This window comes from Roseateles sp. So40a (assembly GCF_048081605.1).
GTDB lineage: Bacteria > Pseudomonadota > Gammaproteobacteria > Burkholderiales > Burkholderiaceae_C > Roseateles.
Map to the genome: position 1 here is coordinate 3,669,038 of NZ_CP182288.1, position 26,414 is coordinate 3,695,451.

The 26,414-nt window shown below is 68.6% G+C and carries 22 protein-coding genes and 1 tRNA gene; 3 read left to right on the forward strand and 20 right to left on the reverse strand.

Annotated elements, in window-relative coordinates; genetic code table 11:
• Window positions 1-144: 144 nt before the first annotated feature.
• Entirely contained in the window at window positions 145-675 is a 531-nt protein-coding gene (locus tag ACNI65_RS16680; RefSeq protein WP_416758082.1) for a spore coat U domain-containing protein, read from the forward strand.
• Between the two features lie 14 nt (window positions 676-689).
• Here ACNI65_RS16680 and ACNI65_RS16685 read toward each other — a convergent pair whose 3' ends face one another.
• Complete coding sequence (locus ACNI65_RS16685) at window positions 690-1,583, reverse strand: ketopantoate reductase family protein (protein ID WP_416763643.1); 894 nt, start codon at window positions 1,581-1,583, stop codon at window positions 690-692.
• Window positions 1,584-1,712: 129 nt separating this feature from the next.
• Entirely contained in the window at window positions 1,713-2,585 is an 873-nt protein-coding gene (locus ACNI65_RS16690) for a DUF429 domain-containing protein (RefSeq protein WP_416758084.1), read from the reverse strand.
• A 110-nt stretch (window positions 2,586-2,695) separates the two neighbouring features.
• Here ACNI65_RS16690 and ACNI65_RS16695 point away from each other — a divergent pair, with 110 nt between their 5' ends.
• Window positions 2,696-4,381, forward strand: coding sequence for a diguanylate cyclase (locus ACNI65_RS16695; protein ID WP_416758086.1), 1,686 nt, complete (start codon window positions 2,696-2,698; stop codon window positions 4,379-4,381).
• Between the two features lie 58 nt (window positions 4,382-4,439).
• On the opposite strand, the gene ACNI65_RS16700 is transcribed toward ACNI65_RS16695, so the two are convergent.
• From ACNI65_RS16700 to ACNI65_RS16725, 6 genes are all read right to left on the reverse strand, one after another.
• Window positions 4,440-6,014 (reverse strand): methyl-accepting chemotaxis protein, encoded by a 1,575-nt coding sequence (locus ACNI65_RS16700; RefSeq protein WP_416758087.1) that lies wholly within the window; start codon window positions 6,012-6,014, stop codon window positions 4,440-4,442.
• Window positions 6,015-6,126: 112 nt separating this feature from the next.
• On the reverse strand, window positions 6,127-6,759 hold the full coding sequence (locus ACNI65_RS16705) for an ABC-type transport auxiliary lipoprotein family protein (protein WP_416758088.1): 633 nt from the start codon (window positions 6,757-6,759) through the stop codon (window positions 6,127-6,129).
• The gene (locus ACNI65_RS16710) at window positions 6,756-7,718 is read right to left on the reverse strand and encodes an MlaD family protein (protein ID WP_416758089.1); all 963 of its coding nucleotides are present in this window, start codon (window positions 7,716-7,718) and stop codon (window positions 6,756-6,758) included. The genes ACNI65_RS16705 and ACNI65_RS16710 overlap by 4 nt, the downstream gene beginning before the upstream one ends.
• 42 nt (window positions 7,719-7,760) lie before the next feature.
• Window positions 7,761-8,627 (reverse strand): ABC transporter ATP-binding protein, encoded by an 867-nt coding sequence (locus tag ACNI65_RS16715; RefSeq protein ID WP_416758090.1) that lies wholly within the window; start codon window positions 8,625-8,627, stop codon window positions 7,761-7,763.
• Complete coding sequence (locus tag ACNI65_RS16720) at window positions 8,624-9,778, reverse strand: ABC transporter permease (protein ID WP_416758092.1); 1,155 nt, start codon at window positions 9,776-9,778, stop codon at window positions 8,624-8,626. The genes ACNI65_RS16715 and ACNI65_RS16720 overlap by 4 nt, the downstream gene beginning before the upstream one ends.
• Window positions 9,779-9,841: 63 nt before the next feature.
• Entirely contained in the window at window positions 9,842-10,783 is a 942-nt protein-coding gene (locus ACNI65_RS16725; protein WP_416758093.1) for a LytTR family transcriptional regulator DNA-binding domain-containing protein, read from the reverse strand.
• 136 nt (window positions 10,784-10,919) lie between these two features.
• Here ACNI65_RS16725 and ACNI65_RS16730 point away from each other — a divergent pair, with 136 nt between their 5' ends.
• Window positions 10,920-12,179: an acyltransferase family protein gene (locus ACNI65_RS16730; RefSeq protein ID WP_416758094.1), complete on the forward strand. Its 1,260-nt coding sequence runs from the start codon at window positions 10,920-10,922 to the stop codon at window positions 12,177-12,179.
• A 13-nt stretch (window positions 12,180-12,192) separates the two neighbouring features.
• Here ACNI65_RS16730 and ACNI65_RS16735 read toward each other — a convergent pair.
• From ACNI65_RS16735 to ACNI65_RS16790, 12 genes are all read right to left on the reverse strand, one after another.
• Window positions 12,193-12,269 (reverse strand) — tRNA-Pro (locus tag ACNI65_RS16735).
• Window positions 12,270-12,303: 34 nt separating this feature from the next.
• Window positions 12,304-12,768 (reverse strand): MerR family transcriptional regulator, encoded by a 465-nt coding sequence (locus tag ACNI65_RS16740; protein ID WP_416758095.1) that lies wholly within the window; start codon window positions 12,766-12,768, stop codon window positions 12,304-12,306.
• Window positions 12,769-12,808: 40 nt separating this feature from the next.
• A complete protein-coding gene (locus ACNI65_RS16745; protein ID WP_416758096.1) occupies window positions 12,809-13,174 on the reverse strand; it encodes an integration host factor subunit alpha in 366 nt (121 codons plus the stop codon).
• Between the two features lie 13 nt (window positions 13,175-13,187).
• Entirely contained in the window at window positions 13,188-15,602 is a 2,415-nt protein-coding gene (pheT, locus tag ACNI65_RS16750) for a phenylalanine--tRNA ligase subunit beta (RefSeq protein WP_416758097.1), read from the reverse strand.
• A gap of 50 nt (window positions 15,603-15,652) precedes the next feature.
• A complete protein-coding gene (locus ACNI65_RS16755) occupies window positions 15,653-16,690 on the reverse strand; it encodes a phenylalanine--tRNA ligase subunit alpha (protein WP_416758098.1) in 1,038 nt (345 codons plus the stop codon).
• A 196-nt stretch (window positions 16,691-16,886) separates the two neighbouring features.
• A complete protein-coding gene (gene rplT, locus ACNI65_RS16760) occupies window positions 16,887-17,243 on the reverse strand; it encodes a 50S ribosomal protein L20 (RefSeq protein WP_058934277.1) in 357 nt (118 codons plus the stop codon).
• A 27-nt stretch (window positions 17,244-17,270) separates the two neighbouring features.
• Entirely contained in the window at window positions 17,271-17,474 is a 204-nt protein-coding gene (rpmI, locus tag ACNI65_RS16765) for a 50S ribosomal protein L35 (protein WP_279759857.1), read from the reverse strand.
• Window positions 17,475-17,686: 212 nt separating this feature from the next.
• Window positions 17,687-18,235 carry a translation initiation factor IF-3 gene (gene infC, locus ACNI65_RS16770; RefSeq protein ID WP_416763644.1) on the reverse strand — a complete coding sequence of 183 codons (549 nt, stop codon included), beginning with the start codon at window positions 18,233-18,235 and terminating at the stop codon, window positions 17,687-17,689.
• A gap of 68 nt (window positions 18,236-18,303) precedes the next feature.
• Complete coding sequence (gene thrS / locus ACNI65_RS16775) at window positions 18,304-20,229, reverse strand: threonine--tRNA ligase (RefSeq protein ID WP_416758100.1); 1,926 nt, start codon at window positions 20,227-20,229, stop codon at window positions 18,304-18,306.
• A gap of 204 nt (window positions 20,230-20,433) precedes the next feature.
• Window positions 20,434-21,516: a phospholipase gene (locus ACNI65_RS16780; protein WP_416763645.1), complete on the reverse strand. Its 1,083-nt coding sequence runs from the start codon at window positions 21,514-21,516 to the stop codon at window positions 20,434-20,436.
• 69 nt (window positions 21,517-21,585) lie between these two features.
• Window positions 21,586-23,781, reverse strand: coding sequence for a TonB-dependent receptor plug domain-containing protein (locus tag ACNI65_RS16785; protein ID WP_416758101.1), 2,196 nt, complete (start codon window positions 23,779-23,781; stop codon window positions 21,586-21,588).
• A gap of 305 nt (window positions 23,782-24,086) precedes the next feature.
• A complete protein-coding gene (locus tag ACNI65_RS16790; RefSeq protein WP_416758103.1) occupies window positions 24,087-26,414 on the reverse strand; it encodes a Tex family protein in 2,328 nt (775 codons plus the stop codon).

Here is a 26,414-nt window from a genome sequence, read left to right on the forward strand (position 1 = left end):
AAGTGGCGCACGGGGCGAAGTGCGAAATTCGTGTCCAATTGATACCCAGGGACAGGCAATAGAGGCCGACGGCGGGGCGCATCGCACCGATGGTCAGCAGAGCCCGCCGAACCTGCGATGCGAAACGCTCGAAGCCTTCCAACCATGTTGTTCCGTTTGTTGTCTGCAGTTCTCGCGCGCACGGCCCTGGCAACAGGCGTCCTGCTCGCATCGATCACCACGGCCCAGGCCGCCAATCCGACCAGCGCGTCCGGCACCTTCCAGGTCGGCGCCACCATCCTCGTCGCCTGCAACGTCACCGGCAGCACGCTGACCTTCGGCGGCGCCCTCGACCCGCTGCAGACGCCCGGCCCGGTGGACGCGTCGACCACGCTCAACCTGACCTGCACCAAGACCACGCCCTACAGCATCGCGCTGAGCGCGGGCGCCAACGCGGGCAACGCATCGGCCTTCTCGTCGCGCGCGATGAAGAGCGGCAACAACAGCCTGCCGTACCAGCTCTACCTGGACTCGGGCCGCACGCAGGTCTGGGGCGACGGCAACAGCTCCGGCGTCTACACCGGCACGGGCACCGGCAGCCAGCAGCAGCTGACCGTCTACGGCCGCCTGCCCTCGCTCAACGGCATCGTGCCGGGCAACTACGCCGACACGGTCACGCTGACGATCACCTACTGAACCCGCTCACCCGCTCACCCGCGGCTGAGCTCGGCCACGCGCACCAGCGTGTGCAGCACCCGGTTGGCCGGCGTGGGAATGCCCAGCGCCTCGCCGCGCCGCACGAGGAAACCGTTCAGGTGATCGATCTCCGTGCGCTTGCCCCGGCCCAGATCCTGGGCCGTCGATGAGAACTGACCCGGCATGGTCTCGGCGATCTTGCGCACGGCCTGGCGGACGTCCCCCATCAGCGTGACGCCATCGGCCGCGGCCACGGCCAGGCCCTCGTCCACGAGCTGGTCCATCACGGCCCAGACGCCCTCCCCCTTCACCAGCTCGCCGTAAGGCTGCTGCGTCAGCGCGGACAGCGCGTTGTAGGCGCAGTTGATCAACAGCTTGGACCAGAGCGCGCCGCGCACGTTGTCCGAGATCTCCACCGGCACGCCCGCGGCGACCAGCGCCTGCGCCAGCCGCTCGGCGCCGGCGGCCGGCTCGATCACCAGCTCGCCGCGGCCGTGGTGCTTCACGTGACCCGGCCCCGCCATCTCGGTGGCGACGTACACCACCGACGCCGACACCGGCTGCGCCAGCGTCTCGCGCAGCCGCTCCGCGTTGTCCACGCCGTTCTGCATGGACAGCAGCAGCGTGTCGGCGTTCAGGTGGGGCCGCAGCGACTCGGCGGCCGAGACCGTGTCGGTGGACTTCACGCAGAACAGCACCACCTGCGCACCGCGGGCGGCGGCGGGTTCGGTGTCGGCGCGCAGGCGGACCGACTCGTCGAACATCCGCGTCTCCATGCGCAGGCCGTGCTCGCGGATCGCCTCGACATGCGCCGGCCGGCCGATCAGCGTCACGTCATGGCCCGCACGCGCGAGCATGCCGCCGAAGAAGCAGCCCACCGCGCCGGCGCCCATCACGGCGACCTGCAGCGCGGCGCTCGTGCCGAGCGAGGGAGCCACAGAAGCGGCGGTCGAAGGGGCTTCGGATCGGGTCATCGGGGTCTCCTGGAGATCTGATTGGAGCGCGGGTTGGAGCGGCTTGCCGCGGATTGGAGCGCTTCAGGCGCCGACGATCCAGCCCTCGAGCGGATCGATCGTGGCGGGCAGGCCGTAATCCGCCCGCGCGTCGGCCCAGGCCGCCAGCATCAGGCAGAGCGCGGCATCGAGCTTGTCGCCGGTGGCGTCGTCGGCGAGTTCGTCGCGCTGGGCGTGGCTCAGCTTGAGCCGCAGCCCGAGCCGGCCGCGGCCCTGCTCCAGCGCCTCGATCAGGTCCTTGCGCGCGATGAAGCGCTCCGGCGTCTGCTTGGCCCGGTCGTCGCTCTTGTAGCTGCGCGCGCCCAGCAGCTCGCGGGCGAGCAGCCCCGGGTAGGCCTCCAGCGCGACGCGGCCGGGGTCGCCCGCGTGCAGCCCGGGCAAGTGCACGCCGGCGGCCACGAGGCGCGGCACGCCCGCATGCAGCATGTAGGCGACCGGCGGGTTCACCCACTTCATGCTGGGCGACGAGCCCGCCGGGCCGTCGCAGGCGCGATGCGCGAACTTGCCGCCGACCGGCCGCGCATCGCAGAACGCGGCGAAGGTGTCCCGGATCTCGGCGCGGCTCAGGCCCGCGTAATGCGCGATCAACGCGGACCACTCGGTGGGCCAGCCCAGCGTCTGCACCAGCTCGCGCGGCAGGCCGAAGGGCAGGTCGAATCCGCCGAGCCACGGTCCGGGCTCGGCGAGCCAAGCCTCGAAGTCGGCCAGCGTGGGCAAGGCCTGGATCCGCTCCAGCTTGACGACGGCACCCCGGCGCAGGCCGATGGCCAGCCGGATCGGCTTGCGGGCGGTGGGCGCGCTGGTGAAGTCCACGCCGACCAGCGCGCGGGCGATCGCCGGGTCCGCGGCGGGCGCGGCCACCCCGTTGGAGGAAGGCGATTTCGAGACTTTTGGCATGCCCGCGACTGTATCCATCGTCCACTGGGGCGAGCCGCCATTGACGGGCGATCTGCGACAACGAATGCTCTGAGACCTCAGGTCCCCAGCCTTCCGGAGGAGAGTCCGCCTTGTTCCAACGCGAACTGGCCCGTGCCCTGCATCTGAGCCGCCGCGGCGCGTATCGCGACGCGACCGACGCGCTCGAGCTGGCGCTGGTGGCCGCGGATTCGGTGCGGGACCGCGCACGCGCGCTGATCCTGATCGCGCACAACCTGCCCCGCCAGGGCGACCTGCAGGCCGCGCTGCGCCGCGCCAGCGAGGCGGTCGCGGTGGTGCGGCTCATCGAGGGCCCCGACACCGACGCCTGGACCGCCGCGTCGCTGACCGAGCTCTGCTACGTCTTCGCGCAGTTCCAGATGGGACGCGACGCGATGCAGGCGGGCTGGCAGGCGCTGGCCGCCGCGCGCCGCGCGCAGGACCCCACGCGCGAGGCCTGGGCGCTGAACCGGCTGGCCGTCGCCTTCGCGGTGTCGGATCAGGTCGAGCAGGCCTGCCAGCACACGCTGCAGGCGCTGGAGATCGTCCAGCAGCAGGCGCCCGGTGAGCGCGAGCTGCTGCTGTCCTGCCTGAACAACCTCGCCCATTTCTGGCTGCAGGCCCATGGCGAGGCGCTGCGCGACGAAGACCGCACCGCCGCCGCCGAGGCGCTGGTGCAGGCCGAGCCCTACGCGGTGCGCGCCGCCGAACTGGTGCGCGAGGAAGGCAATCCCTTCCTCGTCGTCGTCTCGCTGTCCAACCTGGTGGAGCTCCAGCTGGGCACCGGCGCGATCGACGAGGCGCTCGCGATCACCGAGGAATACGAGCGGCTGGCGCATCGCCACGGTTATGCCGGCATGGTGCTGCAGGCGCGGGCGCAGCGGGCGCTGCTGCAGCTCAAGCGCGACGACACGGCCGGCGCGCACGACGCCCTGCCGGCGCTGGAAACGCTGCAGGACCTCGTCAGCCTGCAATCGCCGCATGCGCTGCCGACGCGGCTGCGGCGTCAATTGACGCTGGCGATCTACCGCGCCTACAAGCTGCGCGGCGACACGGCGCGCGCGCTCGCGGCGCATGAGCGGCTCTCGGCGCTGGAGCGCCAGTCGGCGCGCAACGCGATGGCGCTGCAGACCGAGGCGATGCTGATCCGGCAGGAATTCGAACAGGCCCAGGCGCGCGCCGAGCACGCGATGCAGGACGCGCGGCGCGAGCGCGAACGCGCCGACCTGGCCGAGCAGGAACAGCAGCGGCTGCGCCGCCAGGCCGCGGAGCTGGGCCGCATGGCGCATGAGGACGCGCTGACCGGCCTGAACAACCGCCGCCACGCGGAGTTCGCTCTGCCGCTGCTGCTGGAGCGCGCGCGGCAGGAGCACAAGCCGATCGCGCTGGGGCTGCTGGACATCGACCACTTCAAGCAGGTCAACGACGCCTTCGGCCACGGCGTGGGCGATCAGGCGCTGCAGAAGGTCGCGCAGGTGCTGCGCCGGCAGCTGCGCAGCGCCGACCTGCTGGCGCGGGTCGGCGGCGAGGAATTCATGCTCGTGTTCGTGGGGGTCGCGCCCGAGCGCGGGCAGGAGATCTGCGAGCGGCTGCGCGCCGCGATCGCCAACCACGACGGCTGGGGCGAACTCGCGCCCGAGCTGCGCGTGACGGTGTCCATCGGCCTGGCCGCCGGCGATCCGCCGGCCAAGCCCGCGACGCTCGTCGAGACCGCGGACCAGGCGCTCTACGCGGCCAAGCACGGCGGGCGCAACCGCGTGCAGCTGATGGGCCTGTGAACGTGCGCTGAAGTCGATGCGGGCGGTGCGGCCGCGCTGGCCGCACCGCACGTTCCGATCAGCTCAGCTTGAAGACGGCGACCGACTGCGACAGCGCGTCGGCCTGATGCTGCAGGCTCTGCGCGGCGGCGGCGGACTCCTCGACCAGCGCGGCGTTCTGCTGCGTCATCTGGTCGAGCTGGCTGATGGCATCGCCGATCTGGTTGATGCCGCCGCTCTGCTCCACCGTCGCGTGGCTGATCTCCGCGACGATGCGCGACACGCGCGTGATCGAGTCCGAGATCTCGTTCATCGTCTGCCCGGCGCGTTCCACCAGCGTCGCGCCGCTGGCCACGCTCTCGCCGCTGGCGGTGATCAGGTGCTTGATCTCCTTGGCTGCTTCGGCGCTGCGTTGCGCCAGCGAGCGGACCTCGCTCGCCACGACCGCGAAGCCCCGGCCCTGCTCGCCCGCGCGCGCGGCCTCGACCGCCGCGTTCAGCGCCAGGATGTTGGTCTGGAAGGCGATGCCGTCGATGGTTCCGATGATGTCGCCGATGCGCGACGAGGACGCGCTGATCGTGCCCATCGTGCGCACCACCTCGCCGACCACCTGCACGCCGCGCGTGGCGACGTCGGCGGCCTGCTCGGCCAGCGCCTTGGCCTCGCCGGCCGAGGACGCGTTGTGCTGCACGCTCTGCGTGAGCTGTCCCATCGCCGACGCGGTGGCCTGCAGGTTGGAAGCGGCCTGCTCGGTGCGCTGGCTCAGGTCGTGCGCGCCGGCGGCGACCTCGCGCGAGGCCGTGGCGATGCTGTCCGTGGCGCTGCGCACACCGCTGACCACGTCGCGGATCGACGCCTGCATGCCGTGCACGCCGCGCGACATCGCGGCGGTCTCATCGGCGCCGTCCGTGCGCACGGTCTCGCTCAGGTCCTTGCGCGCGATGCGCTCGGTCGTGCGCACCGCCTCGGCCAGCGGCGCGAGGATGGAACGGATGTTCAGCACCGTCAGCAGGCTGATCAGCGCCACGCCCACCAGCATCACGATGCCCAGCGCGCCGCGCACGCCCATCTCGCGGGCGCCCAGGCGGCCCACTTCCTCCTGTCCATGCTGAAGGATGACGCGCGTCATCTCCGCCACGCCGTCGTCCATCGCCTGCACCGGCGCCTTGATCGTGTCCGTGGCGCGGTTGGCCTCGGCGGCATCGACGAAGTCGGCGTTCAGGATGCGCGTGGCCAGCTCGTCGACGCCGGTCTTGTACGCGCCCAGCGCCTGCTTGAGCTTGGGCTGCAGCGCAGCGACCTCCGAGCGGGCGTCGGCACCACCTGCCCCGCCGGCACCGCTCAGGGCGTCCAGCGAGCGGATCACGCCCGCATAGGTCTTCTGCCAGTCGGCCTGCGCCTTCTTGACGGTGCCGTCATCGCCGATGTTGATCAGCATGTCCTTCTCGAACCGGCGCAGGTTGCCGAGTCCGGCACGCACCTCCGAGAGCTGGATCAGGCCGTCGACGTCCTGGGCGACGTACTGCTGGAAATCGGCGCGCGAGCTGCTCATGGCCCAGAGGCCGGCGCCGCCGATCAACAGGAGCGCGAGCACGGACAGGAGACCCAGACCCAGTAAGCGGGTCCGAATCGTGTAATTGCGCAGAGACTGCATGTTTTGCCAACTTTTCCCAACGATTGGATCGAGGGGAAAGCCTAGCAGTCGCCATGCGCCCGCCCGGGCGCGCCGCGCGTGAAACGCGTCCCGAGCGTGCAGTCCTGCCGAGTCAGCGCCGCCCGCGCGGCGCGGGCGTGCGCGGCGACAGCGTCGCGGCCCAGGCGGCGATCTCCGGGGCGAGCGCGTCGACCGCCGCGGCCGTCGCCTTGACCGCGCCCTCCGCGTTGCCGCCTGCGGGCTCGCTGCGGTCGAAGGCGCGCTGGGTGCCGTCCTCGGCGGTGGCCATGACGCGCACCTGCACCTCGCTGCGCGAGGCGCTGGAGAAGCTCTGCAGGCTCTCCTCGAGCTCCAGCGACACGCCGATCACCACCTGCGGATCCGCACCGGCGGCCACCGGCGCGCGCGCGATCTGCTGGCGCATCCGCGCGGCCACCAGCACCGGCAGCGGCGCGGCCCAGCGCGAGTCGCGATAGACCCGGCGCGCGTAGGGATCGCTGTCGGCGAGTCGGTAGGCGATTCCCGTGCCTTGCAGCGTCTCGGGCGCGCTCAGCCCCTGCAGCTCGACGCGCTTGGCCAGCGGCGCCTGCTGCGGCCACGCGGCCACCGGGCCCAGGTCCATCTGCGTGGGCGCGGGCGCGCGGCTGCCGCAGGCGCCCAGCAGCGCGGCCGCGACCGTCAGCGCGCCGATAGTCCAGGCGCGGCGGGCGCTGCCGGCGCGGTGAAGTCCTTGTGCTGCGTTCATTTCTTCGCTCCCGCGTCGAAGCCCGATTCGCCCGGACCGGGTTCACCCGGCTTGGGTCCCAGGATCAGGCTCTGCGGCTGATCGCCGATGCTCTGGGCCGCGCGTTCCAGCGCGCGCGCCGCCTGCGACAGATCCTCCAGCACCGCGCGCTGGCGCGGCTTGTCGGTCGAGCCGACCAGCGACACCTCCAGCCGGCGCAGCGTGCGCTGCAGCTGCACCGCCGCGTCGCCGAGCTGGTCGATCGCCGCGGCCTTGCCCTTGTATTCCTCGACCAGCTCGCCGCCCTGCTTGGCCAGCGTGTCGACGTTGCCCAGCGTCTGACGGCCCGCGACGAGCAGCCCGTCGGTGTTCTTCACCAGCGCGGGCAGCGCCTGTGCCGTCGGGCGCAATTCCTTCACCAGCTCATTCAGGCCGGTGGAGGCCTCGTTGAGCTGCGCCAGCGTCTGGCTGACCTGCTGCTGGTTGTTGTCGCTGAGCAGCTTCTGGACGCGCTCCATCGTGGCGAGCGCGCTGGCCGCGAGCTTCGGTCCGACGTCCTGCAGCTGATCGAGGAACCCGGGCGCGAGCGCGATCCGCCGCGTCTGCGTGACGGCGAGCTTGGGATCCGACGGCTCCGGTCCGTCGAACAGGTCGATGAACGACAGCCCGGTGATGCCCTGGTAGCCGAGCTTGGCCTGCGTGCCCGCGGCGATCGGCGCGTCGGCGTCGACCTCGATCTCCACGAGGATCTGGCGCGGGTGCTCGGGATCGAAGCGGATCGAGTCCACCTTGCCCACCTGCACGCCGCGCAGCTTCACCGGCGCCTTCACGTTCAGCCCGGGCACGCCCTGGGCGGTCACGACGGTGAAGGACTGCGTGTCGCCGCGGTCGTCGCGGAACCACAGCACGATGGCGACCAGCGCCGCGCCGAGCAGCAGCACGAACAGCCCCGTGGCCAATGCATGTGCCTTGTTTTCCATGTGCTCGCCCGAAGTCCTTTCGTTGGGGTGCGGCCGCCGCGCTCAGGCGGGCAGCTCATCGCGGTGATGCAGCGCGTCGCGGTAGCTGCGCAGGTTCTCCGCGGCGCAGCGATCCGTGTGCCCGAGGAAGAAGTTGCGGATGAACGGATGCGGCTGGTTGACGACCAGCTCCAGCGGCCCGTGCGCGATCAGGTGCTGGTCGGCCAGCACGGCCACGCGATCGGCGATCGCGAACAGCGTGTCCACGTCGTGCGTGACCATCACCACCGTGAGCGCCATCTCGCGCTTGAGGCTCTCGATCAGCTGCACGAAGCCCTTGGAGCTCGCCGGGTCCAGGCCCGCGGTGGGTTCGTCCAGGAACAGCAGCTGCGGGTCCATGATCAGCGACCGGGCCAGCGACACCCGCTTGATCATGCCGCCCGAGAGCTCGGCCGGCATCTTGATGCCGTCCTCGGGCTTGAGGCCGACCTGCTGCAGCTTGGTCATCACGAGCTCGGCGATCAGGTCCTTGGGCAGGCTCTTGAGCTCGCGCAGCGGCAGCGCGATGTTGTCGAAGACGGTCAGCGCCGAGAACAGCGCGCCCTGCTGGAACAGCACGCCCCAGCGGTGGCGCACCTGCGCGAGGTCGGTCGCCTCGCACTTGCCCAGCTTGTGGCCGAAGACGAGGACCTCGCCCTCGCTGGGGCGCTCCAGGCCCAGCATCAGCCGCAGCAGCGTGGTCTTGCCGCTGCCCGAGCCGCCGATGATCGCCAGCACCTCGCCGGCCGTGACCTCGAGGTTCAGGTCCTTGTGGATGCGCACGCCGCCCAGCACGGTGCCCACATGGCGCACCTCGATCACCGGATCGCCGGGCCGCACGTCGAGTTCGCCGACCGCTTCGGTCGAGCCGGGTTCGATGCAATCGCTCATGCCTTCAACCCCACGTCAGAGAACATCACCGCGAAGATCGCGTCGACGATGATCACCACGGTGATCGCCGCGACGACCGAGGCCGTCGTGCCGGTGCCCAGGCTTTCGCTGTTGGGCTTGATGCGCAGCCCGAAATGGCAGGCCACGAACGCGATCATGACGCCGAACACCGCGGACTTGGACAGGCCCAGCCACAGGTTGGCGACCGGGACCGCCGCGGGCAGGCCCTGCAGGAACTGCACGTACTCCAGCCCCAGGGTCGCGCGCGCGGCGATCATGCCGCCCGCCAGCACCATGCAGCTGGTCCAGGTCATCACCAGGGGCAATGAGAGTGCCAGCGCCACCATCTTGGGCAGGACCAGCCGGATCGTGTGCGAGATCCCCATCACCGACAGCGCGTCCAGTTCCTGCGTCACGCGCATGACGCCGAGCTGGGCGGTCATCGCCGAGCCGCTGCGCCCGGCCACCAGGATGGCCGCCAGCAGCGGTCCCAGCTCACGCCAGACGCTGATGCCCAGGATGTTGATCACGTAGATGTCGGCGCCGTAGCTCTGCAGCTGCTTGGCGGTCAGGTAGGACAGCGTGATGCCCACCAGCACGCCCACCAGCGCCGTGATGCCCAGCGCCTGCGCGCCGCTGCGGTACAGGTGGGCGGAGATGTCCTTCCAGGAGATCAGCGACGGATGGCGCGCGAGCCGGCCGAGGTCGCGCGTGACCTGACCCAGCAGCGCGGTAGCGTCCAGCAGGTGGCTGGCCAGGTTCTGCAGGCCCTGGCCGAACCGTCGCACGTTCTGCGCGCGCGGCGGCTTGGCGGGCTTGCCCTGCTTGCTGCCCAGCCGCGCGAACAGCGCCTGGAACATGTCCGCCAGCGGCGCCGGCGGCCAGTGCAGGTCCTCGGGCTGGCGCCGGCCCCAGGCCTGCCACAGCAGCAGGGCGCCGGTCGGATCGAGGCGCCGGACCGCGCTCAGGTCCCAGGACACATTGGCGGTGGGCACCTCGCCGAGCTCGCCGCGCAGCGCTTCCACGCGCTCGCGCAGCGCCAGCAGGGTCCAGTCGCCCTCCAGCCGCGCGCGCAGGCGGCCGCCCTCGCCGGGCTCGCGCAGCAGTCGCGGCGAGGGATCGGCGGGTGAGGCGTCCAGAGGGAGGTCCATGGGGTCAACAGCATAGCCGCGCCGCCCCGCTCCCGCGATATCGGCGCACAGGAGTTCGCCCAGTCAGACAAGACGCTGTCGCAGCCGCTCCAGGTAGGTGCGGCTGCACGGCACCCGGCTGCCGTCGCGCAGGCGCAGGTGCGCGTCGCCGGCCTCGGTGGGCTCGATCGCCTCGATCAGGCTCAGGCGCACGAGGTAGCCGCGGTGCACGCGCACGAAGTCCGACGGATCCAGGCGCTGCTCAAACGCGCCCAGGCTCGAGCGCAACGGGTAATCGTGCTGCTGGCGATGCAGGTTGACGTAATTGCCGCAGGCCTGCACCCACTCGATTTCCGCGATCGGCAACAGGAATTCCTTGCCGAGTTTCTTCACCAGGAGGCGCTCGGGCCGGTCAGGGGGATTCGGCGGGTCCAGATGTTCCGGCATCTCCGGCACCGGTGCCGAGACGGCCGCAGGCGCCGGTTGCGGGACAGCCTCAGGCGCGGGCGTGGGTTCAGGCGGCTCAGCCAGCAGGCTCGCCTCCCCTTGCCAGCGCCAGACCAGCAACCGATACGCCCCGGCGACTACCAGCACGAACGCGTAGCTGCGCACGTCCTTGAGCGCCTCGTAGAAGAACTCGAGCGGCCAGTCGCCGAAGTCGTAGACCGCATCCTGTGCGCGATAAGCCAGCTTGCGCAGCGCCACCATGCCCAGCACATGCGCCACGCTGGTCACCAGCGCGAACAACAGGTGCCACGGCAGATGGCGTCCGATCTGACCCCAGCGCAGCGGGCGGCTGTCGGCCATGCGCAGGATCCACGGGATCAGCGCCATCCACACCAGCGCGCTGGAGAACTCCCAGACCGCGGGCTCCCAGGGTTCGAAACCGAGCCCGGCGCGGCGGATGTCGAGGTTGACCGTGACCGTGTTGGCCGCCGCCGAACCCAGCAGCAGCGCGCTCCAGCCCGCGCGTTCAAGCCAGCGTCGATGGGTCAGGTACAGCCGCAGCCATTTGTCCTCGGTCATGGCGGCGCAGTGTAGGGGCGCGGCCCGTCCCGGGACGGGCCGCCCGGCCCCGATAACGGGGCGGTTCGTCACCGGGCGGGGGCGGGTCGTCACATTCCGAGACCGCATGGTCGCGCGGCCACGATGCTTGGGCGCCATGAACACCACCTTGCCCTCCTCCGCGCCGGCCGCCCCGCGGCTGACCGAGCTCGACGCGCTGCGCGTCATCGCGTTCGCGCTGCTGATCCTCTATCACTCGGCGATGTTCTACGTGAGCTGGGACTTCCATGTGAAGTCGCCACGGCTCATCCCGGCGCTCGAGGACGTGATGCTGTGGGTCAACCCGTGGCGGATGTCGCTGCTGTTCGTCATCTCCGGCGCCGCGACCGCGCTGATGATCGGCCGCGACGGCACGACGGGCCTCGGCCGGCTGCTGCGCACGCGCAGCAAGCGGCTGCTGCTGCCGCTGCTGTTCGGCATGACCGTCGTCGTGCCGCCGCAGGCTTACCTGGAGGTCGTCGAGAAGCTCCAGTACAGCGGCAGCTATCTGGACTTCCTGAAGCTCTACTTCCAGGCGTACCACGGCTTCTGCCGAGGCAACGACTGCCTGACGCTGCCGACCTGGAACCACCTCTGGTTCCTGCCCTATCTCTGGACCTACACCGCGGTGGTGCTGGTCGCGCTGATGCTGCCCGGCGCCAATCGCGTGCTCGTGCATCCGGGCTGGCGGCGGATCGTGACCGGCGGCCGGCTGCTGTGGGTGCCGTGGCTCGCGTTCGCGCTGCTGCGCCAGCATCTGCTGGAGCGCTTCCCCACCACGCATGACCTCGTCCACGACGGGTACCAGCACGGGGCCTACGCGACGATGTTCCTGCTGGGCGTGGCGCTCTGGGGCCATCGCGACGATCGCCATGGCGCCTGGGAAGCCGCGCGGCGCTGGCGCTGGGTGGCGCTGATCGGTTTCATCGCGGTGATGGGGATCTCGCAGGCGGTCACCACCGAATGGCAACGCGTGCATGGCGACGATTTCCCGCAATCGCTGCTGATGGCGATGCGCGCGCTCAACGCCGGCAAGCAATGGCTGCCGATCGTGGCGCTGCTGGGATTCGGGCGGCAGTGGCTCGCCGGTCGCGATTCACCGGCTCTGCGTTGGCTGACGCTCGCGGTGTTCCCGTTCTACATCGTCCATCAGACGATCACCGTGATCGCGGGCCACCTGCTTGCGCCGCTGCAGTGGCCGCTGGCGCTGGAAGCCGCCGCGCTGGTGGCGATCACCGCGCTGGGTTGCTGGATCGCCGCCGTCGTCGCGATGCGCATCGATGTGCTGCGTCCGTGGATGGGACTGGCCCCGCGGAGCGTTCCGCGTGCGGCGCCGGAATGCAAAAAGCCCGGCGTCTTTCGACACCGGGCTTCCTGATTCTTCTTATTAATGGTCGGGGCGGCGGGATTCGAACTCGCGACCCCTTGCACCCCATGCAAGTGCGCTACCAGGCTGCGCTACGCCCCGACTAAGCCTACGATTCTATACGCAATTCAGAGCGTCATGCAAGCAAACTCTCTCGAATCGCCAACAACTCGTCTCGCACCTGTTCCAGCGTGAGCTTCTCGAGCGAGACGGTCGTGTGCGCCGCGCCGTCGGCGACGTCCGCGGCCAGCGCGCGCGAGGCTTCGCGATGATCGCGATAGGCATCGAGCTGCGCCGCCGCGAGCGCTTCCGCGCGGAACTCCTGCGCGTTCGCGCCGGCGTGGCTGCCGGTCTCGATCAACTGGTTGCGTGCGCCGCTGATCGTGAAGCCCTGGTCATAGAGCAGATCGCGGATGCGGCGGATCAGCAGCACTTCATGGTGCTGGTAATAGCGCCGGTTGCCCCGCCGCTTCATCGGCTTGAGCTGCGTGAATTCCTGTTCCCAATACCGCAGGACGTAGGGCTTCACGCCGCACAGCTCGCTCACCTCACCGATCGTGAAGTAGCGCTTGGCGGGAATGGCGGGAAGCTGGACGTCCATGGGGATCAGCGGCTCCGGCAGCGGCGGGAAGGGTCAGACTCTACTCGAAGTCACTGCCCGTCGGCGTGTTGCCTTGGACCGCTTCTTTCAATTTGTGACTGGCATGAAACGTCACGACGTTGCGGGCCTTGATGGGGATCGCCTCGCCGGTGCGCGGGTTGCGTCCCGGTCTGGGCGCCTTGCGTCGGATGTTGAAGTTGCCGAAGCCCGACAGCTTCACCTCGCGGCCGCTGGACAGGCTCTGATGAATGATGTCGAAGAAGGCCTCGACCATGTCCTTGGACTCGCGCTTGTTCAAGCCGAGCTTGTCGAACAGCAGCTCCGCCAGCTCGGCCTTGGTCAGCGTGGGCGTCTCCAGGCTGCCGAGCAGCACCCGCGCCTGCTCCTTCAGATCGTCATCGCTCATTGGATCTTCTCCCTCATCCCCGCAGGCGCGCGCCCAGGCTCTCACCCAGCTGCGACACCACCTTCGCCACCGCTTGCTCGATGCGCTCGTCGGTCAGCGTGTTCTCGTCGTCGAGCAGCTCCAGGCGCACGGCCAGGCTGCGTTCGCCGGCCTTGAGCTCCGCCGTGGGTTGGGCCGGCTTGAAGACGTCGAACAGACGCGCCGAGCGTACCAGGGCTTCGCCGCTGGATTCGATCGCCCGCATGAGGGAGGCATAGGTCACTTGCTCATTGACGATCAGCGCCAGATCGCGTTGCACCGCCTGCAGGCGCGGCACGCCCTTGCCCTGCGGCAGCGTGCGCGCCAGCACCGCGTCCAGCGCGAGCTCGAACAGCACCGGCGCCGACGGCAGTTCGTAGCCCTGACGCCACTTGGGATGCAGCTCGCCGACCACGCCGATGTCCACGCCGTCCAGCAGCACGCGGGCGCTGCGGCCCGGATGCAGCGCCGGATGCACGACCGGCTCGAAGGCCAGCACGCGCGGCGCGAGCAGCGCTTCCAGGTCGCCCTTGACGTCGAAGAAGTCGACGGCACGGTCCTTGAGCGCCCACTGCTGCTGCTCGGCCGGGCCCCAGGCCAGGCCCGACAGGCGCATCGGCTGAGCGATGCCGGCGATCGAGGTGTCGCTTTCCTGCACCGACGCGTCGCGCAGGAACACGCGGCCGATCTCGAACACGCGCACGCGCGGCGCCTTGCGCGCCAGGTTGTTGCGCAGCGCCTGCACCAGCGAGCCCATCAGCGACGTGCGCATCACCGCCAGCGGCGCGGCGATCGGATTCAGCAGCTGGATCGGGTTGGCGTTGCCGGCCAGCTCCTGCTCCCAGCGCGCTTCGACAAAGCTGAAGTTGATCGTCTCGAAGTAGCCCAGGCCGGCCATCGCGTGGCGCAGCGCATGCGTGGCGCGGCGCGACTCCGAGCGCACCTTGCCCACGACCGGCGCCAGCGGCGGCGTCGACGGCAGCTTGGGATACCCCACGACGCGGATGACTTCCTCGATCAGGTCTTCCTCGATCTGGAGGTCGAAGCGGAACGACGGCGGCGTCACCGTGATCACGCCCGGCGTGGACGTGAACGCCAGGCCCAGTCGCTGGAACACGCCTTCGCACTCGGCCTGCGTGAGCGGCATGCCGATCACCTTGGCGGCGCGATCCACGCGCAGCGCCACCGGCTTGCGCTCGGGCAGCTGCGTGGTCTGGTCGTCCATCGGGCCCGCCTCGCCGCCGCAGATCTGCTGGATCAGCTGGGTGATGCGCTCGATGTGCTCGACGGTGCCCGCCGGATCGACGCCGCGCTCGAAGCGGTGACCGGCGTCGGTGGAGAAATTGAAGCGGCGCGAGCGGCCCATCACCGCCTTCGGCCACCAGAACGCGGCCTCGACGTAGATGTTCTTCGTGTCGTCGGACACGGCCGTCGCATCGCCGCCCATGATGCCGGCCAGCGACTCGACCTGCTCGCGGTCGGCGATCACGCCCACGGTCTCGTCGACCTCGATCGTGTTGCCGTTGAGCAGCTTGAGCTGCTCACCCGCCTTGCCCCAGCGCACGATCAGCTCGCCGTGGATCTTGTCCAGGTCGAAGATGTGGGACGGGCGGCCCAGCTCGAACATCACGTAGTTGGAGATGTCCACCAGCGGCGACACCGACCGCTGACCGCAGCGGGCCAGGCGATCGACCATCCACTGTGGCGTCTTCGCGGTCGTGTCGACGCCGCGCACCACGCGCCCCGAGAAACGGCCGCACAGGTCGGCGGCCTCGATGCGCACGGGCAGCTTCGCGTCGATGGCGACGGTCGCGGGCGTGATCGCCGGCGCGATCAGCGGCGCCCCGGTGAGCGCGGACACCTCGCGGGCGATGCCGTACACGCTCAGCGCGTGCGCCAGGTTGGGCGTGAGTTTCAGCGTGAAGAGCGTGTCATCCAGGTTCAGGTGCGCGCGGATGTCCTGGCCGATCGGCGCGTCCGCGGCCAGCTCGAGCAGGCCGCCATGGTCCTCGGACAGCTTGAGCTCGCGGGCCGAGCACAACATGCCGAAGCTCTCGACGCCGCGCAGCTTGCCCTTGCCGATCTTGAACGGCTTGCCGTCCTCGCCTGGCGGGAGCTCGGCGCCGATGGTGGCCAGCGGGACGCGGATGCCCACGCGCGCATTGGGCGCGCCGCAGACGATCTGCAGCAGCTCGGGGCCACCCGCGTTGACCTTGCAGACACGCAGCCGATCCGCGTCGGGATGCTGCGCGGCCTCGACGATCTCGGCCACCACGATGCCGTGGAACGGCGGCGCCACCGGGCGCAGCTCCTCGACCTCGAGGCCGGACATCGTCAGCAGCTCGGCCAGTTCTTGCGTGTTCAGCGCGGGATTGCAGAAGGCCCGCAGCCAGGACTCAGGGAATTGCATGGGATCTCTCTCGAACTCGTTGCGACGTCAGCGTGCTGGATTCAGCCGCTTCACTTGAACTGCGCCAGGAAGCGCAGGTCGCCGTCGAAGAACAGGCGCAGGTCGCCGACGCCGTAGCGCAGCATCGCCAGGCGGTCGATGCCCGAGCCGAAGGCGAAGCCGATGTAGCGCTCGGGATCGAGGCCCATGTTGCGGATCACCTGCGGATGCACCTGGCCCGAGCCGGACACTTCCAGCCAGCGGCCCTTGAGCGGACCGGAGCCGAACATCATGTCGATCTCGGCGCTGGGTTCGGTGAACGGGAAATAGCTCGGGCGGAAACGGATCTCCATGTCCGTCGTCTCGAAGAACTGCTGCATGAAGTTCACGTAGACGGACTTGAGGTCCTTGAAGCTGATGTTCTCGCCGACCCACAGGCCCTCGACCTGGTGGAACATCGGCGAGTGCGTGGCGTCGCTGTCGACGCGGTAGGTGCGGCCCGGCGCGATGACGCGGATCTCGGGCATCGGCTGGCCGGCGTCGATCAGCGCCTGATGCTTCTTGACGTGCTGCACCGCGTAGCGGATCTGCATCGGGCTGGTGTGCGTGCGCAGCACATGACCGCCTTCGATGTAGAAGGTGTCGTGCATCGAGCGCGCCGGATGGTCCTGCGGCGTGTTCAGCGCGGTGAAGTTGAACCAGTCGTTCTCGATCTCGGGGCCGTCGGCGACGTCGAACCCCATCGAGCCGAAGATCGCCTCGATGCGCTCCATCGCGCGCGTGATCGGGTGCAGGCCGCCGGTGCCGCGCTGGCGGCCGGGCAGCGTGACGTCCAGCGCCTCGGCCTTGAGCTGCTTGTCGAGTTCCGCGTCCGCGAGCGCCTGGCGACGCGCGGTCAGCGCGGCCTCGATGCCCTGCTTGAGCTGGTTGATCTGCGCGCCGCGGGTCTTCTTCTCCTCGACGGACAGGCTGGCCATGCCCTTCATCAGCTCGGTGACCTGGCCGGTCTTGCCCAGGAATCGGGCCTTGGCGTTCTCCAGGTCAGCGGGAGTCGTGGCGGCGGCGAAATCGCCGGTGGCCTGTTGCAGCAGTTGATCGAGGTCGTTCATCGCGGGGCGCCCACCGGGGGACAGGCGTCGTTGGCGGAAATCGAATGGCGTCGTGGAGAAATGGCGAACATCGCACCACGCCGCCGGAATGAAAAAAGGCCGAACACCGGGGTGTCGGCCTTTGAAAGCGACCGCGCCGGCCAGGCCGGAGCGGTCCGTCCGGCCGCGGGCGAGCACCCGCGAACGGACTTGGCTATCAAGCCAGAGCGGCCTTCACCTTGGCGAAGATGCTGGCGAAACCAGCAGGATCGTTGACGGCGAGATCGGCCAGGACCTTGCGGTCGATGTCGATCTGGGCCTTCTTCAGGCCGGCCACGAACTTGCTGTAGCTCAGACCCAGGCCACGGCTTGCCGCGTTGATACGGGCAATCCACAGCTGACGGAACACGCGCTTCTTGGCACGGCGGTCACGGTAGGCGTACTGGCCCGCCTTCATCACCGCCTGCTTGGCGATGCGGAAGACGTTCTTGCGACGACCACGGAAGCCCTTGGCCAGAGCCAGGACCTTCTTGTGACGAGCACGTGCGGTTACACCACGTTTGACGCGAGGCATGTTGTATCTCCTTGTCTTACTGCTGGATTACAGACCAGCGGTGGGCAGCATCGCGGCGATGTGGCCCATGTTGGTCTCATGCACGCTCGTAGAGCCACGCAGGTGGCGCTTGTTCTTCGTGGTCTTCTTGGTCAGGATGTGGCGCTTGAACGCTTGACCGCGCTTGACGGTGCCACCCGGACGAACGCGAAAACGCTTTTTCGCGCTGCTCTTGGTCTTCATCTTGGGCATGACTGCTCCTTGTATGTACGTCCCTGCGGGCGACTCCGGGGTCTCCGGAGTACTTGCCTGGCCTGCAGGAGACTAATGAACCTGTCGACGACCAGATCGACAGGCTGGATTTGCAAGAACAACGCCTTGCAAACAGAACCGGGCCGCAGCCCGGTTCTGTTTGCACCCCCGCGGGGGTGAGGACCGACCCGAAGGTCGGTCCGGCAGCACGATCAGCTGCGCTTCTTCGGTGCCAGCACCATGATCATCTGGCGACCTTCCAGCTTGGGCATGTGCTCCACGACCGCCACGTCCGCCAGCTCATCGCGGATGCGCTCCAGCATGCGCATGCCGATGTCCTGGTGCGTGATCTCGCGGCCGCGATAGCGCAGCGTGACCTTGCCCTTGTCGCCGTCCTCCGCGATGAAGCGGCGCAGGTTGCGCATCTTGATCTGGTAGTCGCCTTCGTCCGTGCCCGGACGGAACTTGACTTCCTTGACCTCGATGACCTTCTGCTTGGACTTGGCTTCCGCGGCGCGCTTCTGCTCCAGATACTTGAACTTGCCGTAGTCCATCAGCCGGCAGACCGGCGGGACCGCCGTGGCCGAGATCTCAACCAGATCGACGTCCAGGTCACCGGCCATCCGGAGCGCTTCCTGGATCGAGACGATGCCGATCGGCTCGTTCTCCGGACCATTGAGACGGACTTCAGAAGCGGTGATTTCGCGATTCAGGCGGTGCTTGCGCTCAGGAATCGCACGGCGGTCAGCAAAAGTAGCGATGGTGGTTACCTTTCAACGGGCCTTGGCAAGGGTCCAAAGTGATCAATACAACGCAAAAAGCGCCCGACTCAGGTCTTGTCCGCGATGGTCGCCGAAAGCTTCGAAACGAAGTCTTCCAGAGACATCACGCCCAGATCCTGGTTGCCTCGGGCGCGCACTGCGACGGCGCCGTTCGCCTTTTCCTTGTCACCGACGACAAGGATGAACGGCACTTTTTGCAGCGAATGCTCGCGGATTTTATACGTGATCTTCTCGTTGCGCAAATCTGCGTGGACCCTAACCCCTTGTTTTTGCAGCGATTTCACAATGCTGGAAACGTAGTCTGATTGGGCGTCCGTGATATTGGCGACAACCACCTGCGTCGGAGCCAGCCAGACCGGCAGCGCGCCGGCGTGCTGCTCGATCAGGATGCCGATGAAACGCTCGAGGCTGCCGACGATCGCGCGGTGCAGCATCACGGGCGTGTGACGCTCGCCGTCCTCGCCCACGTACTCGGCGCCGAGGCGTCCCGGCATCGAGAAGTCCACCTGCATCGTGCCGCACTGCCATTGGCGGCCGAGCGCGTCCTTGAGCGTGTACTCGATCTTCGGACCGTAGAAGGCGCCGTCGCCCGGGGCGATGATGAATTCCACGCCCGAGGCGCGCAGCGATTCCATCAGCGCGAACTCGGCCTTGTCCCACACCTCATCGGAGCCGATGCGGGCCTCCGGCCGCGTGGCGACCTTGTAGATGATCTCGGTGAAGCCGAAGTCCTGATAGACCTTCTGCAGCAGCGCCGTGTAGGCGACGCACTCGGCCAGGATCTGGTCTTCCGTGCAGAAGATGTGGCCGTCGTCCTGCGTGAAGCCGCGCACGCGCATGATGCCGTGCAGGCCGCCGGTGGGCTCGTTGCGATGGCACTGGCCGAACTCGCCGAAACGCAGCGGCAGGTCGCGGTAGCTCTTGATGCCGTGCTTGAAGATCAGGATGTGACCGGGACAGTTCATCGGCTTGAGCGCGTAGTCGCGCTTCTCCGATTCGGTCGTGAACATGTTGTCGCGGTACTTGTCCCAGTGGCCGGTGGCCTCCCACAGCGTCTTGTCCAGCAGCTGCGGGCCCTTGACCTCCTGGTAGCCGTTGTCGCGGTACACGCGGCGCATGTACTGCTCGACTTCCTGCCAGACCGTCCAGCCCTTGGGATGCCAGAACACGACGCCGGGCGCGTGCTCGTCGATGTGGAACAGGTCCAGGTCCTTGCCCAGCTTGCGGTGGTCGCGCTTCTCGGCCTCTTCCAGCATGCGCAGGTAGTTGGCCAGGTCGTCCTTGGTCGCCCAGGCCGTGCCGTAGATGCGCTGCAGCTGCTCGTTGCGGTGGTCGCCGCGCCAGTACGCGCCCGCGACCTTCATCAGCTTGAAGAACTTCAGCTTGCCCGTGGACGGCACGTGGGGGCCGCGGCACAGGTCGGTGAAACCGCCCTCGGCGTACAGCGAGACGTCCTGATCGGCCGGAATGCTCTCGATGATCTCGGCCTTGTAGGCCTCGCCGATGCCCTTGAAGTAGGCGACGGCCTCATCGCGCGGCAGCACCGAGCGCGTGACCTTCTCGTCCTTCTTCGCCAGCTCGGCCATCTTGGCCTCGATCGCGGCGAGGTCCTCGGGCGTGAAGGGGCGCTTGTACGAGAAGTCGTAATAGAAGCCGTGCTCGATGACCGGGCCGATCGTGACCTGGGCTTCGGGGAACAGCTCCTTGACCGCGTAGGCGAGCAAGTGTGCCGTCGAGTGGCGGATCACCTCCAGACCATCCGGATCCTTGTCCGTGATGATGGCCAGCGGCATGTCCTTGTCGATGAGGAAGCTGGTGTCGACGAGCTTGGCGTCCTCGCCGGCGCCCACGCGGCCGGCCAGCGCGGCCTTGGCCAGGCCCGTGCCGATGGAGGCGGCGACTTCAGCGACGGTCACCGGCTGCGGGAACTCGCGCGTGGAGCCGTCGGGCAGTTGGATAGAGATGTTCGACATGTTCTTGAACTCCAGAAAACAAAAAAGCGCGACCCTTGCCGCGCTTCATCTGGGGTGCTGACTTTTTCCGGACAGCTGAGGGATAGACGTGACGAGCCGCGGTCGCTCAAACCTTCGCAGTGGAGGTGCTAGTCCGCGGTGTCATAACCTGATCGCCTTTCCCGGTCCTTGTTGGAAAAAGAAAAAAGTGGCCGCCAGTGTAGCTCAGAGCGCCTGGATGTCGAGGGAGGGCCGGGCGCAGGCCTCGCGGAACTCGTCGCGCAGGCGCTCGCCCTCGCGCACCGCGCGCAGCCAGTCTCGGGCGCGGCCGGGCACATCGTTCAGGTAGCGCTGGAAGTCGTTGCGGTCGGGCAGCTTGCCGTTGGGCAGCGTCTTCACCCACTCGGGGTTGGGCGTGAGCAGCACCACGTTGTCCAGGAAGGCGCTGGTGCGATGCCGGTGCTTGAGCGCCTTGTCCAGCCAGCCCGGAATCACGCTCGCCTGGAAATGCGGATACAGCGCGATGCCGTCGCCCACCATCGCGGCGTAATTCAGATGCAGGTGGTAGTCGGTGATGCCGCCATCCCAGTAGGCGCCGGCGGGCGCGCCCTCGATGTCGTGCACGGCCTGCAGCCAGAACGGGATGGAGCAGCTGGCGAGGATGCTGGGCTGCAGGTTGCCGGCGTCCAGCGCGACCTGCCGGCTGCGGTAGTCGCCCAGCGGCATCGGCAGCGGCGAGCGCTTGTCGGAGAACACCACCCGCTCCAGCCAGGCGCCCATCGCGCGGCGCGACATCGCATTGGCCGCGAAGGCGCCCAGGTAGCCCAGCGGCGTGCGCAGGCGCCCTTCCCGCCCGAGCACATGCCGGCCGCGCGAGGTGAAGACATGCAGCCGGAACTGCGGATGCGAGAGCACCTCGGCCTCGCGGCCGCCGAAGATCTCGATGAGCTTGTGCGAGAACGCGCGGGAGACGGTGGCGGCGGTCGGGCGCTTGCCCGGGGCCGAGTCGTAATCCTGATGGGCGTAGTCGTGGGCCAGGCGCTCGAACTCGGCGTTGGCCTGCGTGGCGTCGCGCGTGAGGCAGGCGGTGGCCATGCGCCAGGCGCCGATCGAGGCCCCCAGCAGATGGACTTCCTGACCGCCGGACGGGAGGAACTCGCCAAAGAGATGCGCGTCGAGCGCGCTGAGGATCAGGCCCTTGGGGCCGCCGGCGGCGCCGGGAACGGCGCGCACATCGGCGGCGCGCAGGCCGTGGTCGCGCAGCCGTTGGCGCGCGCGGGGTCCGGCGAGGATCTGCAAGGCCTGCATCGGGCGGGTCGTCCTTTTCATTGAAACGACGCCCGACGCGGCCGGCCGCTCCTCACCTGCCCATCAGGCTCAGAGCTTCATTTCCAGGTTCAGCTGGAACCAGGGCTTCAGACCGCGACCTGTGGCGTAGTAGTCGCCGCCGGCCAGGGTGGTCTCGGACCGCGCGTCGAGCGGGAAGAGATTATTGGCCGAGAAGCGCATCGAGGTCTTGGGATTGAACGTCCACTGGGCGAAGACGTCCAGGCCGCGGTTGCGCGAGTACTCGACGCTCTGGCGATCGGTCTGGCGCACCGTGTAGACCGGCGTGTAGTTCAGGTTGGCGCCGGTGGTGACCGGGATGCTGCTGAAGCGGTAGTCGAAACCGAGGTTGGCGGTCCAGGGCTGCTGCTGGTCCAGGCGGTTGTCGGGACCGTCGACAGCCTTCACGCGAGAGCGGTAGACGCTCACCGAGCTGCGCAGGTTCAGCGGCAGCTTGGGCTCGAAGAGCGAGGGGAACAGCTCGCCGGCACGGCCCTTGAGCTCCATCTCGATGCCGCTGGTGGTGGCGCTGGAGAAGTTGGTCGGGCGGATCACGTAACGCGGCACCGGCACGAGCGCGCTCGCCGGGTCCAGCGTCACGACGTTGCGGATCAGCTGGCTGATGTTGCGGTGGAACAGGCCGACGCTGAAGAGGCTGCCGCCGGTGAGGTACTTCTCGTAGGCGATGTCCAGGCCGGTGGCGAGCTCGGGCTTCAGCGCCGGATTGCCGACGCGGTCGGGGCTGAGCTCATCGTTGGGCTGGCCTGGCGACGGGAACTTGCTGTTGAGCGTGTAGCGGCCCAGCATCTGCGTCAGCTCGGGCGCCTTGTAGCTGCGCGTGAGGCTGGCGCGGATCATGTCGCGGCCCTTGGGATCGAGCTTGTAGGTCAGGTGCCAGAGCGGCGACAGCACGCTGGAGCTGTTGCGGGCGTCGGTGTTGACGCCGGTGCTCGTGGTGACGATGCGCTCATGGCGCAGGCCGAAGTAGGTCGACCACTGCGGGTTGATCTCCCATTCGTCCTGGATGAAGAAGGCCTGGCGGCGGATGCGCGCGCCGAAGTTCTCGCCGTTGAGCGCGGGCAACTGATCCTGGCCGGACACGGTGGTCTCGCGGACCTCGTCGCGCTTGCGGAACTCGAGGTCCCAGCCGACGGTCAGCGTGTGTTCCTCGCCGAGGATCTGGCTGTACTTGCCGGCCTGGGTGACGTTGCGATCGCGGCTGTCGAGCAGCGCGTCGACGGGCGCCTGCGGATTCAGCGTGCGGTTCTCGATGTGGTTCTTGGCATCCTGGACACCGGCCTTGAGCTCCCACTTCTGGGTTTCGCTGAAGCGGTTGTTCCACTGCAGGTTGGCGCGCAGCATCTGCCACGTGCCCTTGTTGTCGGCGTTATCGTCCAGGCGCGGGCTCGTGTAGACCGCATCCGGCGTCAGGCGGACGGAGTTGTTCCACCAGCCCTTCTGCGCGAAGCCTTGCAGCGAGACGGTCTCGTCGTCGCTGATCTTCCAGGTGGCGCGCGGCGCGGAGTTGAAGCCGTGGCCCCAGTTGCGCATCTTGCCGTGCTGGGTCGCGACGACGGGCAGGTTGTTGGCATCGGTGCCGGGGCGCTCGGTGGAGGCCTCCATCTCCTGCAGCCACTGGAAGCCCGACACGGGCAGCGACAGCGACACCGGGCCGTAGCGCTCACCGAAGGTGAAGGTGGCGGAGGGCACCGGGTGGTTGATGTTGTAGCCCGCGCCCACGCGCAGGTCGCGCTGCGAGACGCGCGGGGCTTCCTTCAGGATGATGTTGATGGCGCCGGCGACCGCTTGCGCGCTCTGGTCGGCGCTGGGGCCCTTGGTCACCTCGATGCGCTCGACCTGCGCGGGGTCGAGCTGGTCGAGCTTGAATCCGGGCGGGGCGGGATCGCCGTTGATGAGGATCAGCGTGTAGCCCGAGCCCAGGCCGCGCATGCGGGGCGCACCATCGGAGACGTTGACGCCGGGCAGTCGCTTGAGGACATCGGCCACGCTGGTGTCGCCGTACTTGTCGAGTTCCTCGCGACCGTAGATCTGCTTGGCGACGGGAGCGCGGCGGCGCAGCTCGGAATCGGTGTTGCGGCCGGTGATCTCGACGCGGTCCAGACGCTTGCCGGCCGTGGGCTCGTTGCCCATCCCCGGAGGCGCGTCCTGCGCGAGCACGAGACCCGCCGGCAGGACGGCGGAGAGGCAGACAAGGGCACAGGCCCTGGCGATGGCGTGGGTCTTCAAGGGGGCTCCCGAGGAATTTCGTGTCGACCCCTGGCGCCAAGGTGGCTCAGCGGTCGATTTTTGTCATGAACGGTAAACGGCGCGCAGCGTAGCTGTACACCACCCGCTTTGACACCTCAGGGGCGACCGGGCGCGAAAAAAGTGGGACGAAATGCGGTTCCGCGTCGTGGGCAGCAATAGACCGAGCATCGATCCACCCAACCGGGACCCCTTTTCTCCATGTCCCCCGACCGCTCCGCGGTCTCCTCCTTGACTTCCGAAAAGCGGCCCCGGTCGGGCGGATCCCGCACGACCGGGGCGTCCCGTCAGCGCTTCAACTTCGCAAACGCCGCCGCCATCGCATTGCCGGCCGGGGCGGGCGCTGCGGTGCGATGGCCGCCCTGGCGCTCGTTGCGGCCCGCTGGGCGGTAGCTGTTGTCGGGCTTCGCTCCGCCCTTGGGCGCCTGAGCATCCAGCTTCATCGTCAGCGAGATCCGCTTGCGCGGCAGGTCCACCTCCAACACCTTCACCTTCACGATGTCGCCCGTCTTCACGACCTCGCGCGCATCGTTCACGAACTTGTTGGCCAGCTGGCTGACGTGCACCAGCCCGTCCTGATGCACGCCCAGATCGACGAACGCGCCGAACTGCGCCACGTTGGACACCGTGCCCTCCAGCACCATGCCCTCTTTCAGGTCCTTGATGTCCTCGACACCCTCGTTGAATCGCGCCACCTTGAAGTCCGGACGCGGATCGCGGCCCGGCTTCTCCAGCTCGCCCAGGATGTCCTTCACCGTGATCGCGCCGAAACGCTCGTCGGCGAACGCCTCCGGCTTCAGCGCGCGGATCACGTCGGATTTGCCCATCACGTCACCGATCGGACGCGCCACCTTCGCCAGGATGCGCTCGATCACCGGATACGTCTCCGGATGCACGCCGCTCACGTCCAGCGGGTTGTCGCCATCACGAATGCGCAGGAAACCCGCCGCCTGCTCGAAGGTCTTCGGGCCCAGGCCCGTCACGTCCAGCAGCTGCTGCCGGTTGCGGAACGCGCCGTTGGCATCGCGCCAGCGCACGATCGCGTTGGCCACGCTGCCCGACAGCCCCGACACCCGCGACAGCAGCGGCGCCGACGCCGTGTTCAGGTCCACACCGACCGAGTTCACGCAGTCCTCGACCACCGCGTCCAGCGTGCGCGCCAGCTCGCTCTGGTTGACGTCGTGCTGGTACTGGCCGACGCCGATCGACTTCGGATCGATCTTCACCAGCTCCGCCAGCGGATCCTGCAGCCGTCGCGCGATGGACACCGCGCCGCGCAGCGACACGTCCAGCTCCGGCAGTTCCTTAGACGCGAATTCCGACGCCGAGTACACCGACGCGCCCGCCTCGCTCACCACCACCTTCTCGATGACGGTGTCCGGCGAGAGCTGCTGGATGCGCTTGATCAGGTCGGCGGCGAGCTTGTCGGTCTCGCGCGAGGCCGTGCCGTTGCCGATCGCGATCAGGTTGACGCCGTGCGTCGCGCACAGCCGGCCCAGCGTGTGGATCGAGCCTTCCCAATCGCGCTTGGGTTCATGCGGGTAGACGGTCGACGTGTCCAGCACGCGGCCGGTGTCGCTCACCACCGCGACCTTCACGCCGGTGCGGATGCCCGGGTCCAGGCCCATGACGACGCGCTTGCCGGCCGGCGCGGCCAGCAGCAGGTCGCGCAGGTTCTCGGCGAAGACCTTGGTCGCGACCTTCTCGGCCTCCTCGCGCAGTCGCGCGAACAGGTCGCGCTCCAGGCTCAGCGACAGCTTGACCTTCCAGGTCCACGCCACCGTCTTGCGGATCAGTTCGTCCGAGGCGCGCTTGCCGTGGCTCCAGCCCAGGTGACGCGCGATGCGGCCTTCTGCCAGCGAAGGCTGGCCCGGCACGACTTCCTCGTCCAACGCCAGCTTGGCGTCGAGGAACTCCTGCGTGCGGCCGCGGAAGACGGCCAGCGCGCGGTGCGAGGGCACCGTGCGGATGGGCTCGGCGTAATCGAAGTAGTCGCGGAACTTGGAGATGTCCGGGTTGTTCTCGTCCTTGCCGTCCATCAGCTTGGACTTGAAGAGGCCCTCCTCCCACAGCCATTCGCGCAGCTTGCCGATCAGCGCGGCGTCCTCGGCCCAGCGCTCGGACAGCAGGTCGCGCACGCCGTCCAGCACCGCGAAGGCGTCCGCGAAACCGGCATCAGGATTGAGGAAGGCCGCCGCCTCGGTCATCGGATCCAGCGTGGGATCGGCGAACAGCTTGTCCGCGAGCGGCTCCAGGCCGGCCTCGCGGGCGATCAGGCCCTTGGTGCGGCGCTTCTGCTTGTAGGGCAGGTAGAGGTCTTCCAGCTCCTGCTTGGTCGGCGCGGCGGCGATCGCCGCGGCCAGCTCGGGCGTCAGCTTGCCCTGCTCTTCGATGCTCTTGAGCACCGCCTCGCGACGGTCCTCGAGCTCGCGCAGGTAGCTCAGCCGAGCCTCCAGCTCACGCAGCTGGATGTCGTCCAGCCCGTCGGTGGCCTCCTTGCGGTACCGGGCGATGAAGGGCACCGTGGCCCCACCGTCCAGCAGCTCGACGGCAGCGTTGACCTGAGCCGGGCGCACTTTCAGCTCGGCGGCAATCTGAAGCAGGATCTTGTCCAA